The 15,020-nt window shown below is 71.1% G+C and carries 14 protein-coding genes; 10 read left to right on the top strand and 4 right to left on the bottom strand.

All coding sequences use genetic code 11. The features are described from left to right. Positions 1–11: 11 nt before the first annotated feature. From HS109_14065 to HS109_14055, 3 genes are all read right to left on the bottom strand, one after another. A complete protein-coding gene (locus HS109_14065) occupies positions 12–560 on the bottom strand; it encodes a type II transport protein GspH (protein MBE7523495.1) in 549 nt (182 codons plus the stop codon). Between the two features lie 2 nt (positions 561–562). Beyond that, positions 563–1,015, bottom strand: a complete 453-nt coding sequence (locus tag HS109_14060; GenBank protein MBE7523494.1) for a prepilin-type N-terminal cleavage/methylation domain-containing protein — start codon at positions 1,013–1,015, stop codon at positions 563–565. A 216-nt stretch (positions 1,016–1,231) separates the two neighbouring features. After that, on the bottom strand, positions 1,232–1,744 hold the full coding sequence (locus HS109_14055; GenBank protein MBE7523493.1) for a type II transport protein GspH: 513 nt from the start codon (positions 1,742–1,744) through the stop codon (positions 1,232–1,234). A 483-nt stretch (positions 1,745–2,227) separates the two neighbouring features. On the opposite strand from HS109_14055, the gene HS109_14050 reads away from it, so the two are divergent. From HS109_14050 to HS109_14015, 8 genes are all read left to right on the top strand, one after another. Then, positions 2,228–4,597, top strand: a complete 2,370-nt coding sequence (locus HS109_14050) for a bifunctional salicylyl-CoA 5-hydroxylase/oxidoreductase (protein MBE7523492.1) — start codon at positions 2,228–2,230, stop codon at positions 4,595–4,597. Then, complete coding sequence (locus HS109_14045; GenBank protein MBE7523491.1) at positions 4,594–5,379, top strand: SDR family oxidoreductase; 786 nt, start codon at positions 4,594–4,596, stop codon at positions 5,377–5,379. The genes HS109_14050 and HS109_14045 overlap by 4 nt, the downstream gene beginning before the upstream one ends. Before the next feature lie 11 nt (positions 5,380–5,390). After that, a complete protein-coding gene (locus tag HS109_14040; GenBank protein ID MBE7523490.1) occupies positions 5,391–5,933 on the top strand; it encodes a MarR family transcriptional regulator in 543 nt (180 codons plus the stop codon). Positions 5,934–6,024: 91 nt separating this feature from the next. Next, positions 6,025–7,653, top strand: coding sequence for a benzoate-CoA ligase family protein (locus HS109_14035; protein ID MBE7523489.1), 1,629 nt, complete (start codon positions 6,025–6,027; stop codon positions 7,651–7,653). 49 nt (positions 7,654–7,702) lie between these two features. Then, entirely contained in the window at positions 7,703–8,107 is a 405-nt protein-coding gene (locus HS109_14030) for a RidA family protein (protein MBE7523488.1), read from the top strand. Positions 8,108–8,164: 57 nt separating this feature from the next. Beyond that, positions 8,165–8,806: a maleylacetoacetate isomerase gene (gene maiA / locus HS109_14025; protein MBE7523487.1), complete on the top strand. Its 642-nt coding sequence runs from the start codon at positions 8,165–8,167 to the stop codon at positions 8,804–8,806. Positions 8,807–8,840: 34 nt separating this feature from the next. Beyond that, on the top strand, positions 8,841–9,551 hold the full coding sequence (locus HS109_14020) for a fumarylacetoacetate hydrolase family protein (protein ID MBE7523486.1): 711 nt from the start codon (positions 8,841–8,843) through the stop codon (positions 9,549–9,551). Next, the gene (locus HS109_14015) at positions 9,548–10,420 is read left to right on the top strand and encodes an alpha/beta hydrolase (protein ID MBE7523485.1); all 873 of its coding nucleotides are present in this window, start codon (positions 9,548–9,550) and stop codon (positions 10,418–10,420) included. The genes HS109_14020 and HS109_14015 overlap by 4 nt, the downstream gene beginning before the upstream one ends. Positions 10,421–10,449: 29 nt before the next feature. Here the strand turns inward: HS109_14015 and HS109_14010 are convergent, their stop codons facing one another. Next, complete coding sequence (locus HS109_14010; GenBank protein MBE7523484.1) at positions 10,450–13,011, bottom strand: hypothetical protein; 2,562 nt, start codon at positions 13,009–13,011, stop codon at positions 10,450–10,452. A 219-nt stretch (positions 13,012–13,230) separates the two neighbouring features. Here HS109_14010 and HS109_14005 point away from each other — a divergent pair, with 219 nt between their 5' ends. Both HS109_14005 and HS109_14000 read left to right on the top strand, forming a co-directional pair. Beyond that, positions 13,231–13,905 (top strand): TetR family transcriptional regulator, encoded by a 675-nt coding sequence (locus tag HS109_14005; protein ID MBE7523483.1) that lies wholly within the window; start codon positions 13,231–13,233, stop codon positions 13,903–13,905. After that, a complete protein-coding gene (locus HS109_14000; GenBank protein MBE7523482.1) occupies positions 13,902–15,020 on the top strand; it encodes an efflux RND transporter periplasmic adaptor subunit in 1,119 nt (372 codons plus the stop codon). Before HS109_14005 ends, HS109_14000 begins: the two co-directional genes overlap by 4 nt.

Genomic DNA, 15,020 nt, shown 5'->3' with positions numbered 1-15,020 from the left:
GGTCTCGTGACCTAGGCGGGGCAGGCGCGGGGATCGCCGGTCGGGAGCTGCGGATCGCAGCTGCGGATGCCGACGCCGGTCGCCGCGGCGGTGTCGATGATGACCCGCTGCGCCCTTGCGTCGGTGAACCCCGTCTTCGTCTTCACGTCGATCGTGATGCGGGCTGCGAGGGGCGATTGCGCGTCGTCCAGCGCTCGGCCGAGGCCGTCGAAGATCACCGTGGTGGCGTTGGCGGGAGCGACGGTCACTTCGACGTTCGGCGAGCCTTCGATGAGCTTGGTCTCGCGGAGGACCGAGTCGTCGGAGACGAGCTTGACCGTCCAGCCGGTCGCCGGCGCGAGTTCGAAGGCGACCGGATTGTTGCGGCGCACCGCCTCGGTCTGCGCGACGCGGATGCCCTCGTAGACCGACTCCGCCGCGGTGCGAACCTGCTGGCTCGCGATCCAGGTCGAGTACATCGGCAACGCCATCATCGCGAGCGTGGTCCCGATGGCGATCGTGATCATCAGCTCGATCAGCGTGAGCCCACGCTGGTCCGCGGCGACGGCGCGGGCGGCCACGATCAGCAACTCCCGTCCTTGCGGGTGACCCAGCATCCGGTGGTCGTGGTCCAGCCGGACGGAAGCGCTTTCGTGGTCTTGGTGCCCGCCTGGTTGATCTCGTATTCGAAGCCGCTCATGCCCGCGGACGAGAGTCCGGTCGCCGTCGCGGTGTAGGCGGTCGCGCTGGCGCCGGTGCACTTGATCTGGAATGCCTGGTCGCTGGTGACGGACGGATCCGCGACACCGCACGCGCCGCCCACCGATTCGTACGTCCGGTTGTTCATGAAGAACTGCTCCATGCGCACCCGGAAGTCGGACAGGCGCGACGTGGCGTCGATGATCCGGCTGCGGACGACGTAGTCCCGGTACATCGGGATGGCGACCGCCGCCAGGATCGCGGCGATCGCGACGGTCATCATCAGCTCGATGAGCGTGAAGCCCCGCGCGCGGCGGGTCGATCGGGTGGCGGGCATGGTGGGGGCATCCTCTTCGACGTTACGCATGCTAGGGGGCGCGACCGGGGGCCGCAAACGGCTCCGACCAGTGGCGCGCGGGGGGGAACAGACGGCATTCAGTTGTCAGTTGACAGTTGTCAGTTGACAGTTGGGCGGCGTCAGGCGCGTTGCCCCACTGCCACCTGCCACCTGCCACCTGTCAACTGACAACTGACAACTGTCAACTGACAACTGTCACGGGCACCGCGTCCGCGTCCGGTTCGTCCGCACGCGCCCGGTCGCCGCGAGCACGACCTCCACCGCCTCGTGGCCCGGCCGGCACAGCGTGAACGTGCCCATCTGCAGCGCGCCCGAGACGCGTCGCGGTTCGCCGAGCGGGGTGAACGACACGTAATCGTCGACCGGGCGGTTGCCCTCGATGGAGACCGACGGAATCGACGGCGGGTCCCATGCGATGGGCGGTGCGTCTCCCTCGGGACGAGCCTGCGCGCGGGCGTCCGGGTGCATGATCCAGCCATGGGCCCAGTCGCCGTCGTCGGCGCAGGTGCGGGCGTCCGCGCTCTTGCAGAGATTGACGCGGACGCCGCGCTTGATCGCCTCGGTCCGGGCGCGCTCGAGCGCGGTCGCGAGCGCCTGCGCGCGGTTCGCGAGTTCCTGCCTGGCGATCCAGTGATGCCAGGTCGGCACGGCGAAGGTCGCCACGACGACCGCGAGGATGAGTGTCACCATCAACTCGATCAGCGTCACGCCTCGGATGTGGCGGACGGCGACCCTGTTCCGGGTTCGAGCGGGGGGCGGCATGGCTCACCCATGCTGACCGTCGCGCTGCGTGCTCGCCTTCGGCCGGATGGACGATGGATCGGTGCATGTTGCAGTTCGTTGGGTGAATCTGGATGGAGTTGCGCGACGTTGCCGCTGATTCGGATCGGGCCGGCAACCAAGCCACGGATCCGTTCTCCTGGCCCGCGGTCGATCGAATTGCCCCGATTGCCCCGCGACCGACCACTCCCGACGACGTCGATCGGTCGGGGTCGGTTCGGGCCGTCGCGCAGGAGGGGCTTGACGTCATTTAGTTCAGAACTAAAATTCCCCAACCTGCGGTCCGCGTGGAAATCGCCCGCCGACCGGGGACGCGGCCCGAGATCGCGCAGGACGGGCGCCCGACCGAACCCGGACGGCCAACTCCGGCATGTTGCACCCGAGGGCGCATGCGCCCAGGCGAGGACCGGCATGGCGGCAGCGAAACGGATCCTGTGCATCGGCGGCGGGCCCGCCGGGCTCTACTTCGCGCTCCTCGCGAAGAAGGCCGATCCGACGCGCACGGTGCGCGTCGTCGAGCGCAACCGGCCCTACGACACCTTCGGCTGGGGCGTCGTGTTCTCCGACCAGACGCTCGGCAACCTCGAGGCGGCTGATCCGGAGACGGCTCACCAGATCGTCGGCGCGTTCAACCGCTGGGACGACATCGACATCCACTTCCGCGGGCGCACGATCCGCTCCGGCGGCCACGGCTTCTGCGGCATCGGGCGCAAGCGCCTGCTCAACATCCTGCAGGCGCGCTGCGAGGCGCTCGGCGTCGAACTGGTGTTCGAGCGGCAGGTCGCCGACGACGTCGCCGAGGCCGAAGCGTTTCGCGCCGACCTCGTGATCGCGTCCGACGGCATCAACAGCCGTATCCGCGAACGCTACGCCGCGAGTTACGCGCCCGACGTCGACCTGCGCGCGTGCCGCTTCGTGTGGCTCGGCACCAAGAAGCGCTTCGACGCGTTCACGTTCGCGTTCGTCGAGACGCCGCACGGGTGGTTCCAGGCGCACGCCTACCGCTTCGACGACGACACCTCGACCTTCATCGTCGAGACGCCCGAGTCGACGTGGCGGGCCGCGGGACTCGAAGCGATGAGCCAGGAAGACGGAATCGCGTACTGCGAAAAACTGTTCGCCCCCTGGCTCGACGGCCATCCGCTCATGTCGAACGCGGCGCACCTGCGCGGCTCGGCCGCGTGGATCCGCTTCCCGCGCGTGGTGTGCGGGCGCTGGGTCCACTGGGTCGAGCGAGCTGGAGGCGAGCGCAGCGAGCTTCGGGGAGACAACCCCCGTCCGGTCGTGCTCATGGGCGACGCCGCGCACACCGCGCACTTCTCGATCGGATCGGGCACCAAGCTCGCGTTCGAGGACGCGATCGCGCTCGCTCAGGCGATCGAGGCCGAACCGGACCTGCGGCGCGCGCTCGACGCCTACGAGGTCTCGCGCGGCGTCGAGGTGCTGAAGATCCAGAACGCGGCGCGCAACTCGACCGAGTGGTTCGAGAACGTGAAGCGGTACACCGCGCTCGAGGCGGAGCAGTTCGCCTACAGCCTGCTCACGCGAAGCCAGCGGATCTCGCACGAGAACCTGCGGCTGCGCGACCGCGGCTACGTCGGCGGCGTGGAGGCGTGGTTCGCCGGCCGGACCGGCGTTTCCGCGCGCCCGCCGATGTTCGCGCCGTTCACGCTGCGCGGCGTGACGCTCGCCAATCGCGTCGTGGTGTCGCCGATGGCGCAATACTCTTGCGTCGACGGCATGCCCGACGACTACTACCTGGTGCACCTCGGCAGCCGGGCGCACGGCGGCGCCGGGCTCGTGTTCACCGAGATGGCCTGCGTCGCGCCCGACGCGCGCATCTCCGAGGGCTGCGCGGGTCTGTGGAACGACGCGCAGGCCGCGGCCTGGAAGCGCATCGTCGATTACGCGCACGCGCGCACGCCGGCCAAGGTGGCGCTGCAGCTCGGGCATGCGGGGCCCAAGGGCTCGACGCAGAAAGGCTGGGAGGACGCCGACCAGCCGATCGTCCCCGCGTCGCGCAACTGGCCGCTCATCGCCCCGTCGGCGGTCCCCTACGGTCCGGAGAACCAGGTGCCGCGCGCGATGACGCGCGAGGACATGGACCGGGTGCTCGAGGCGTTCGTCGCGGCGACGCGACGCGGCGCGCAGGCGGGATTCGACTGGCTGGAACTCCACTGCGCGCACGGCTACCTGCTCTCCGCGTTCCTGTGTCCGCTCACCAACCTGCGCGCCGACGAATACGGCGGCCCGCTCGGGAACCGCTGTCGCTATCCGCTCGAGGTGTTCCGCGCGATGCGCGCGGCCTGGCCCGCCGACCGCCCGATGTCGGTGCGGCTCTCCGCGCACGACTGGGCTCCGGGCGGCAACACGCCCGACGACGCGGTGGAGATGGCGCGCCTCTTCCGCGAGGCCGGCGCGGACCTGATCGACGTCTCGTCGGGCCAGACGACGCGCGACGCGAAGCCGGTCTATGGACGCATGTACCAGACGCCGTTCGCCGATCGCATCCGCAACGAAGTCGGCATCGCCACGATGGCGGTCGGCGCGATCTTCGAGCCCGACCACGTCAACAGCATCCTGATGGCCGGGCGCGCCGACCTGTGCGCGATCGCGCGGCCGCACCTCGCCGATCCGTACTGGACGCTGCACGCGGCGGCGCAGCTCGGTTACCCGGACGTGCACTGGCCGGTGCAGTATCTGGCCGGGAAGGCACAGCTCGAACGCAACCTCGCGCGCGCGGCGGTCGACGCGGCGAACCGTCCCGAGGCGAACGGGTGACCGCGGAGCGGCCGCTCGCCGGCGCGCACGCCGTCGTCACCGGCGGCGGGCGCGGCATCGGGCTCGCGATCGCCCGCACGCTCGCGCAGCGCGGGGCGTCGGTGTCGCTCGTCGGACGCGACCGCTCGCGACTCTACGACGCGGTGCAGGCGATGCCGGAAGGGTCGAGCTGCGATGCTCACGCCTGCGACGTCGCCGACGCATCGGCCGTCGCGGCGGCGTTCGCCGCGATCACCGCAGCCGGACATCGCACGACGATCCTCGTCAACAACGCCGGCGTCGGGAAGAGCGCGCGCCTCGCCGCCACGAGCGACGCGCTGTGGCGCGAGATGATCGACGTGAATCTCGGCGGCACGTTCTACGCCATCCGGGCCGCGCTTCCGGCGTTGCTCGAGGCGAAGGCCGGCCGGATCGTGAACGTCGCGAGCACCGCGGGAATCGTCGGGTACCCGTACGTGGCGGCGTACTGCGCGGCGAAGCATGGCGTCGTCGGGCTCACCCGCGCGCTCGCGCTCGAACTCGCGGGGACGACGGTAACGGTCAACGCCGTGTGTCCCGGCTACACCGACACCGACCTGGTGCGCGACGCGGTGGCGAACATCGTGACGCGCACCGGCCGCAGCGAGGCCGACGCGCGCGCCTCGCTCGCCGCGCGCAATCCGCAGAAGCGATTCGTGACGCCCTCCGAAGTGGCCGAGGCGGTCGCGTGGCTGTGCCTGCCCGGATCGGCGTCGGTGACCGGCCAGGCGATCGTCGTCGACGGCGGCGAGACGGCCCGGTGAGCGCCGAGACGATGAGCACGACGCTCGACGCGGCGCGTCCGGATTTCGAGACGCGCCTGCACGACGACCACCACGACGCGCTGCGCCTGTGGCTGCGGCTCCTGACCTGCACGACGATGATCGAGCGCGGCATCCGCCGCAGGCTGCGCGAGCGCTTCGGCATGGCGCTCGCGCGCTTCGACCTCCTGTCGCAGCTCGAGCGCTCGAGCGCGGGCCTGCGGATGGGCGAACTGTCGCGCCGGCTGATGGTGAGCGGCGGCAACGTGACGGGTCTCGTCGCCCAGCTCGTCGCCGAAGGGCTGGTCGAGCGGTCGAGCGAGCCGGGCGACCGGCGCACGAGCGTCGTCCGGTTGACGGTCGCCGGGCACGAGTCGTTTCGCGCGATGGCGCGGGAACATGAGCGCTGGGTCGTGGAGATGACGGGCGGCCTCGACGCGGCGGACCGCGCGCGGCTCCACGCGCTCCTCGGCGGTCTCAAGGATTCGGTCCGCGCGGTCGAACCGGACGACGACGCGCGCGCGGCCAGGCGACCACTCGGGAAGGATCGTCGATGATGATCGGGCCGCCCGTGACGTGGCCGCGCGCGGCCGGGCAGGCGAGGTCGGCGAGACCTGCCGCGGCCGGCCCATCGAGGAGGACGCTCCGATGACCACCGCACACACCGACACGTTCGCGCGCGACCGTCTGCCGCCGCGAGAACAATGGCCGGACCTCGTATTCGACCTGCCGGAGCTCCGCTACCCCGAGCGGCTCAACTGCGCGACCGAACTCCTGCGCGGCGCGATCGCGCGCGGGCAGGGCGACCGTGTCGCGATCCGTTCGCCTGCCGGCGTGCGGTGGAGCTACCGCGACCTCGATGCGCAGGCGAGCCGCATCGCGCGCGTGCTGGTCGAGGACCTGGGCGTGGTGCCGGGGAATCGGGTGCTGCTGCGCGGGCCGAACAGCCCGCGCTTCGCCGCCTGCTGGTTCGCGATCATGAAGGCGGGAGCGATCGCGGTCGCGACGATGCCGCTGCTCCGCGCGAAGGAGCTGACCGACATCGGGACCAAGGCGGAGGTCTCGCATGCGTTGTGCGACGCCCGACTCGCCGACGAGTTGATCCAGGCACGGCCGCAGATTCCGACGCTGCGCCGGGTCGCGCTGTTCGAGACCGACGCGCACGAAGGCGTCGACCGGCGCGCCGCATCGAAGCCCGCGGGCTTCGACGACGTCGCGACGGCCGCCGAGGACGTCGCGCTGATCGCGTTCACCTCGGGGACCACCGGCAAGCCCAAGGGCACGATGCACACGCACCGCGACGTGATCGCCGCCTCCGACTGCTGGCCGAAGTACACGCTGAAGGCGTCGCCCGACGACGTGTTCACCGGCAGTCCGCCGCTCGCCTTCACCTTCGGGCTGGGCGGGCTCCTCGTGTTTCCGCTGCGCATCGGCGCCTCGACGCTGCTGGTCGAGCGGCCCGCGCCCGAGGCGCTCTTCGACGCGATCGCGACCCACGGCGCGACCGTGCTGTTCACCGCGCCGACCGCGTACCGCGCGATGGCGCCGATGGCGAAGGACTACGACCTGTCGCGGCTTCGGAAGTGCGTGTCCGCGGGCGAGGCGCTGCCTGCCGCGACGCGGAAACTGTGGAAGGAGGCGACCGGCATCGACATCGTCGACGGCATCGGCACGACCGAGATGTTCCACATCTTCATCTCGCATCCCGACGACGACGCGCGCGCGGGCGCGACCGGCAAGCCGGTGCCCGGGTATCGGGCCTGCGTGCTGGGCGACGACGGCCGGCCGCTTCCGCCCGGGAAGGTCGGACGGCTGGCGGTCAAGGGGCCGACCGGCTGCCGCTACCTCGACGATCCGCGGCAGACCAACTACGTGCAGGATGGATGGAACCTGACCGGCGACGCGTACTACGTCGACGACGACGGGTGGTTCGTCTACCAGGCGCGCGCCGACGACATGATCGTGTCGGCCGGCTACAACATCGCCGGGCCGGAGGTCGAGGCATCGCTGATGGGGCATCCGGCGGTCGCCGACTGCGGGGTGGTGGCCGCGCCGGACGAGGAGCGCGGCATGATCGTCAAGGCCTATGTCGTGCTGAAGCCCGGGCACGAGGGCGGTGACGCGATGACGAAGCTCCTGCAGGAGCACGTGAAGGCGTCGATCGCGCCGTACAAGTATCCGCGCGCGATCGCCTACGTCGAGACGCTGCCGCGCACCGAGACCGGCAAGCTGCAGCGCTTCAAGCTCCGCACGATGGCGAAGGAGGGTGCGGCATGAGCGCGTGTCGCTGCGAAGATCGCATTGGAGTGTCGGGAGGGGACGGCGAATGAAGATCCTGCAACCGCCCGGGTGGGCGGCCCCGAAGGGCTACGCGAACGGCATTGCCGCGCGCGGGACCTTCGTCGCGATCGGCGGCCAGATCGGCTGGAACGCGGAGCAAGCGTTCGAGACCGACGATTTCGAGGCGCAGGTGCGCCAGGCGCTGCAGAACATCGTCGCCGTGCTCGCGCAGGCGGGCGGACGGCCCGAGCATCTGGTGCGCATGACCTGGTACGTCGTCGACGCGGACGAGTACCTGGGCGCGTTGCGCGAAGTCGGGCGCGCGTACCGCGACGTGATCGGGCGCCACTATCCGGCGATGACCGCGGTGGAGGTGGGCCGGCTGATCGAGCCCCGGGCCCGGGTCGAGATCGAGGCGACCGCGATCGTGCCGGACGCGGAGGCGCGTTAGCGCCGCCGGCGCGCTCCTTCGCGGACGTCTTCTGCGTACAATGGCGCCTCCGCAGCCATGAAGCTCTACGACTATTTCCGCTCGTCCGCGGCCTACCGCGTGCGGATCGCGCTCAACCTGAAGGGGCTCGCGCCCGAGCGCGAATTCGTCCACCTGCGCCACGGCGCGCAGCGCTCGGACGGCTACCTCGCGCTGAACCCGCAGGGCCTCGTGCCCGCGCTCGCGCTCGACGGCGGCGAGGTGCTGACGCAGTCGCTCGCGATCCTCGAGTACCTGGACGAGACGCATCCGTCGCCGCCGCTCCTGCCCGCGGGCGCACAGGCGCGCGCGCGCGTGCGCTCGATCGCGCTCGCGATGGCCTGCGACATCCACCCGCTCGGCAACCTGCGCGTGCTCCAGTACCTGCTGAAGACGCTCGGCGTGTCGGCGGAGCAGAAGGACGGCTGGTACCGGTACTGGATCGACGTCGGATTCGAGGCGCTGGAGCGCCGCCTCGCGCGCGATGCGGCGACCGGGCGTTTCTGCCACGGCGATGCGCCGACGCTCGCCGACGTCTGCCTCGTGCCGCAGATGGCCAACGCCCGGCGCGGCAGCGTCGACCTCGCACCCTATCCGACGCTCGTGCGGATCGACGCGGCCTGCCAGGCGCTGCCGGCGTTCGCGAACGCCGCGCCGGCGAAGCAACCGGACGCCGAATGATTCGCCTGCCGGGCCGCGGGTGCCGGAGTCATCGTTGAAGAGCCCGATTCCGCTCTGGGAGCACCCGAGCGTGCCGGTCGACGGCAGCGACGCGCGCTTTCCGGTGCGTCACGTCTACTGCGTCGGGCGCAACTACGCCGAGCACGCCGCCGAGATGGGCGGCGACGCGACGAAGGAGCCGCCGTTCTTCTTCGCGAAGGCGGCCGACGCGATCCTGCCGGTCGCCGCCGCCGAGGTCGGCACCATGCCCTACCCGCCGGCGACGGAGAACCTGCATCACGAGGTCGAACTGGTCGTCGCCATCGGCCGGGGCGGTGCGAATTTCACGTCCGAGCACGCGCTCGCGCTCGTCTACGGCTACGCGGTGGGACTCGACATGACGCGGCGCGACCTGCAGAAGGTCGCGAAGGACGCGCGGCGGCCCTGGGACACCGCGAAGTCCTTCGCCTGCGCGGCGCCGATCGGCGCGATCCGCACCGTCGAGGCGGGCGGCCACGCGAGGCGCGGCGCGATCACGCTCGACGTCAACGGCGTGCGGCGACAGGTGGGCGACCTCCGCGACATGATCTGGGACGTCGCGCACACGCTCGCGTTCCTGTCGCGCTATTGCGAACTCCTGCCGGGCGACCTCGTCTACACAGGCACGCCGGCCGGGGTCGCGGCCGTGGTCCCGGGCGATTACCTCGACGCGCGCATCGAGGGGCTGCCGCCGCTCACGGTCGGGATCGTCGAGGAGCGGCGATGACGTCCTGGTACGGGATGTCGCCCGAGGAGATCGAGCGCGGCTACAACAACCGCGCGGCGGTGCCCGACCATCCGCAATGGTTCGCGCGCTGGGGCGAGTTGTCGGCCAGGGCGTTCGCGACCGAACACGTCCTGCGCGACCTCCGCTTCGGTCCCGGCCCGAAGGAAACGCTCGACCTGTTCCTGCCGCGTGGTGCGGCTCGCGGCACGTTCCTCTTCCTGCACGGCGGCTGGTGGCGCTCGCTCGACAAGGACGTCCACGCGCTCGTGGCGCCGCCGCTGACCGCGCAGGGCATCGCGGTGGCCGTGGCGAACTACGACCTGTGTCCGCAGGTGACGATCGCGGACATCGTCGAGGAAGCCTCGCGCGCCGTCGCCTGGATCGCGCGCGAAGGGCCGAAGCACGGGACGCCCGCGCGTCCGCTCGTCGTCGGCGGACATTCCGCGGGCGGGCAACTCGCGGCGATGATGCTCGCGCGCGACTGGACCCGCGAGGGTTTCGGGGCGCATCCGGTCGCCGGCGCGGTGTCGCTCTCGGGCGTGCACGACCTGCGTCCGCTCGTGCACTTCTCCGCCAACGTCGACCTCAATCTCGACGACGCGGAAGCCGCGCGCCTGTCGCCGGTCCAGCTCGCGCCGGCCTGCGACGCGCCGATCGTCATCGCGGTCGGCGGGCGGGAAACCGGCGAGTTCCTGCGGCAGGCCGACCTCCTGTGGGAGGCGTGGCCGCGCAATCGCCCTCGCGGGATGCCCGGTCCGCTCGTCATTCCGGACCGGCATCATTTCGACGTGGTCGTCGACCACGCCGAGGCGGGATCCGCGCTTACGCGCGCGACGCTCGCGCTCTTCGACGGGCGTCGCGCGGTCTGACCCGCGCGTTCGACGCGCCCCGCCGGTCGTCAGCGGCGCCCGCCGAAGCGTCCTCCGAAGCCACCTCCGCCCCCGAAGCGTCCGCCGAATCCGCCTCCGCCGAAGCGATCCCCGCCACCGAATCCGCCGAAGCGATCGCCGCCGCCGAATCCGCCGAAGCGATCGCCGCCGCCGAATCCGCCTCCGCCGCCGAAGCGATCGCCGCCGCCGAATCCGCCGCCGCCACCACCGCCGAAGCGGTCGCTGCCGGAAAAGCTCGAGAACCGGTTGTCGCCGTTGTCGCGCGCCTGCGATTCGCGGTTGGCCCACGACGTGTCTCCGCTCGCGCTCGACCAACCGCTCGACGAGTGCTGCTGCCAGCCGCTGCCGTCGTTGTGGTAGACGTTGCCGTTCACGTCCGCGTACTTGTCGTTACCGACCGAAGCGGACGCCCAGGAGTTGGTCTTGCCGGTGTACGCGTTCGTCGACGTTCCTCCGCCGACGTGGGCGTCGCCCATCGGGCCTGCCGTCGTCGCGCCCGCGCGGTTGTACGTGCTGCCGGCGGCGGTGGTGCCCGAGACCGCCGAGCCGGTCGAACGCTGGCCGGTGTAGGTGTTGTAGTTGCCCGCCCGCGCGACCTGCCCCGACCCGCCCGCTGCGCCGTTCACCGTGCGGTCGAAGCCGCGCGTGGCGTTGCCGGTCCACGCGTTGTACTGGCGGCCGGCGTTGATGTTGCCGGTCGTGCCGGTGCGGGCGTTCGCGTAACTGCCAGAGAACGAAGTCCCCGCGACGCCGCCGCCGCCGTACCACGAGCGCGTGCCCGAGTAGGTCGTGCTGCCCCAGTGGCCGTAGACGTTCGCGCTCGCAGTCGCGCAGCAGCCGTAGCCGCCCCAGTACGCGGGGTGATAGTAGGCGCCGCCCCAGTAGGGCTCCATCCACGCGGCGGTGGCGAGCCCCATCGCGAAGCCGAACGTGTATCCGACGTAGGGGTTGTAGATCGGCGCCGCGGCGACGCCGTAGGTGTAGGGCGGCGCGTACCAGACCGATCCGATCCACGGCGTGTAGGCGTAGCCGGTGCCGTAGACAATCGTGCCGTAGGGATTCACCACGGTGCCGAGGTAGCCCGGCGTGTAGCCGACGTACACGACCTGCGGCGTCGAGCCGTAGACGTGGACGTAGGTGACGTAGTAGATCGGCGAGGACGGCGGGATCGAGTAGATCGCGACCGGCACCGAGGTCGCGACCGACCACGGTCCGGTCAGGTTCGACGCGGTGAACCACACGCCGGCCTCGACCGCGTAGAACGCGGTGGGCGTGGCCTCGATGATCGGCACCGAGGAATTCGTCACGTAGGTGAGCGAAGTTCCCGCGATCGACGCGTACTTCGGCGCGCCGTCGAAGCTCGGCGTGAACTTCGGCCCGTTCCTGAGCGGGACCGTGGCGGTCTGCGGGATCGTGTCGGCGATCACCGCCTCCTCGGCCTGAGGCGTGCCGGCCACCGTCGGCAGCACGGCACCCGCGAGCGAATGCGGCGGGATCTTCGCGAAATCCGCCGGAAGCGCGTTGTTCGCGACGAACTGCCACGGACCCGACATGCCGGGTCCGCGGAACCAGCGGCCGGCGAGCAGCGCGTAGGTGCGGTTGTCCGCGGTGTGGACGATCACGTCGCTCGTCGTGTTCGACGCCCACAGGAGCCCGGTGCCCACGATCGGCACGAAATCCGGCGCGCCCTGGAACACGATGAGTTCCGCCGGCTGTTCGCTCGTGTAGATCGTCGGAATGCCGTTGTCGAGCGAGGGTTTCGGGTTGGCGTTCGGCGGCCCGTCGAGGAGATCGACCGTGTGCGCCTTGCCGAGGGTCGAGGCGATCGCGTCCGCATCGGCCTGCAGGAGCATGCCCATCACCGCGCGCGACCAGGGGCCGGCGAGCGAGTCGGCCTGCAGCCAGCCGCCGTGCACATGCAGGAAGTACCGGTCGCCGAGTCCGCCCTGCAGGATCAGCGCCTTGGTGTTGACGACACGCTGGAAGCGCGAACTCTGGGGCACCGAGGTCATCACCGGCGCGCCGTCGATCGGCACGAGGATCGCGGGGGACTGGCTGACGATCACGCGCGGCGGCGTGTTCTGCACGGCGACCGTGGGCGGCTTGACGCCGACGAGCGCGAGCGACGACTCGAGTCGGTCGAGCGCGATCGTGCGCAGGTCGCTCGCGAACCGCTTCTGCAGGTCGGGCAGGTAGGACTGCCCGCGGCCCGGCAGCGTCGGGAAATCGAGCTTCGTGATCTTCAGGTTCTCGAAGACCACCATGCGTCCGATCTTGTCGACCTGCGTACGTGTGGTCACGAACGCCACGCCGAAGGTCTCCGCCGTCGCGCCGGTCGGCTTGATCGCGAGCGCGACGCGGAAATCGAGCTGGTTGCCGGTCCAGCGGTTCACCTGCGGCTGATAGATCAGGACCGCGGCGTTCGCGATGCTCACGTCGCGGGGCCAGGGATCGGCCGGCAGCGGAGCGGCCTGCGCCGGCTGCTGCGCCGTGACCGGGGTGGCATGAGGCAGGACCGCCAGCAGGCAGGCCAGGGCGAACAGCGGGAGCAACAGCGAGCGTGCCTTCATCGTGGAACCCCGGGGAGTGAAGCAGGATGCCCGCGATCGCGGCGCGCGGGTGCGCCCGGAGGTTATCCGGTTCGGGCAAGGCCCGGCTTGTCATTTGGCGTCAGGTCGTCGGCAATCCGGGACACTTGACAACTGACCGGCGGTCATTTACTGTGGGCAACAACTGACTCGCGGTCAGTTGAAGCCGATCCGGCTTCACCGCGAGCGAAGGCGACGATCATGGCGGTTCGGCAGCGCGCGATCCAGGCGGAGGACAAGGAGGAGCGCAACCACGCGCTCCTCGACGCGGCCGAGCGGCTGATGCTGCGCTCGCCCGACCGCGTGCCGAGCGTGGCCGAGGTCGCCGACGACGCGGGGCTCGCGAAGGGCACCGTGTACCTCTACTTCCCGAGCAAGGAGGAGTTGCTGCTCGCGCTGCACGAGCGCAACGTCGGCGGCTTCTTCCGCGCGCTCACCGCCCTGCTCGAAGGCGGCGAGCGCGTCGACTTCGACCGCGTGCTCTCGCTGACGCACGAGCACATCGTCGCGCCGCCGCTGTTCCTGCCGCTGGCGTCGCGCTGCTTCGGGATGATGTCGCAGTCGATTCCCGAAGCGTCCGCAGGCGCGTTCAAGTTGCGGATGGCCGAGCGCCTCGAGCACGCGGGCGAAGGGCTCGAGCGGCACTTCCCGGCGCTCGCGCGCGGGCAGGGGCTCGAACTCCTGCGGCACAGCTACGCGCTGATCCTCGGGCTGTGGCAGATGGCGGGCTCCGCGGTCTGTCCGGCGGGATCGCAAGGCGCGGTGCCGGCCGCCCTCGCGTTCAGCTATCCCGACGACCTCGACCGGGCGTTGCGCGCCCTGTGGCAGGGTGCGATGGGTGCGGCGACGGGGGATGCTTCGCGGGGTGCGCGATGAAACTGCGGCTCGCGTTGCTGCTCGTCGTGGGGTCGCTGCTCGCGTCCTGCGCGCGGCAGGATCCGCCGGTCGAGCCGGTGCGTCCGGTCATGCTCGCGCGTGTCGCGGTGGGCTCCGTGGCTGCGCCGTCGGTGTTCGCGGGCGAAGTGAAGGCGCGGCACGAGTCCGACCTGGGATTCCGGATCGGCGGCAAACTCGTCGCGCGTCCGGTCGACGTCGGCGCGCGGGTCGCGAAGGGCGAGGTGCTCGCACGGCTCGATGCCGCCGACGTCACCCTGCAGGCGCAGGCCGCGAAGGCGGCGGTCGCGGCGGCAACGACCGAATACGACTACGCGAAGGCGGAGCACGACCGCTACGCCAACCTGCACCAGTTGAAGTTCGTCAGCGCGAGCGCGCTCGACCAGAAGCGCAACGTGATGAACGCGAACGCCGCGAAGCTCGACGAGGCCCGCGCGCGACTCGCCGTCGCGAACAACCAGGCGGCCTACGCGACGCTCGTCGCCGACCGCGACGGCGTGGTGACCGCGGTCGGCGCGGAGCCGGGCCAGGTCGTCGCCGCCGGCCAGACGGTGGTGCGCCTCGCTCGCGAGGACGAGCGCGAGGTCGCGATCGCGGTGCCCGAGAACCGGCTGAACGAACTCAGGGCGGCGCAGGGGCTCGCGGTCGTGCTCTGGGCGCATCCGGACCGCGCGTACGCAGCGAAGGTGCGCGAGATCGCTCCCGCGGTCGACGCCGCGACGCGGACCTTCGCGGTGCGCGTGACGATCGAGGCGCCGGACGGCTCGGTCCGCCAGGGCATGACCGCGAACGTCGTGCTGCGGAGCGACGCCGGAGCCTCGTCCACGCTGGTGCCGTCGGCCGCGATCACCCACGCCGCCGATGGCAGGCCCGCGGTGTTCGTCTACGACCCGAGATCGGGGCAGGTGAACCTGCGCGAGGTCACGCTCGGCGCGTTCCGCGAGGACGGCACGGTCGTCGACGCGGGGCTCGCCGACGGCGAGTGGGTCGTCGCCGCCGGTGCGCACAAGCTGCGCGCCGGACAGGTGGTGAAGCCGTGGGAGGCGGACGGCTCGCCCGCGCCCGCGACCGCCGCGTCCAACGCCCCGCGCGGCTGA

The organism is Burkholderiales bacterium (assembly GCA_015075645.1).
Classification (GTDB): Bacteria; Pseudomonadota; Gammaproteobacteria; order Burkholderiales; family Casimicrobiaceae; genus VBCG01.
Note: the sequence above shows the minus strand (reverse complement) of the source record. Positions and strands in the feature narration are given on the sequence as shown.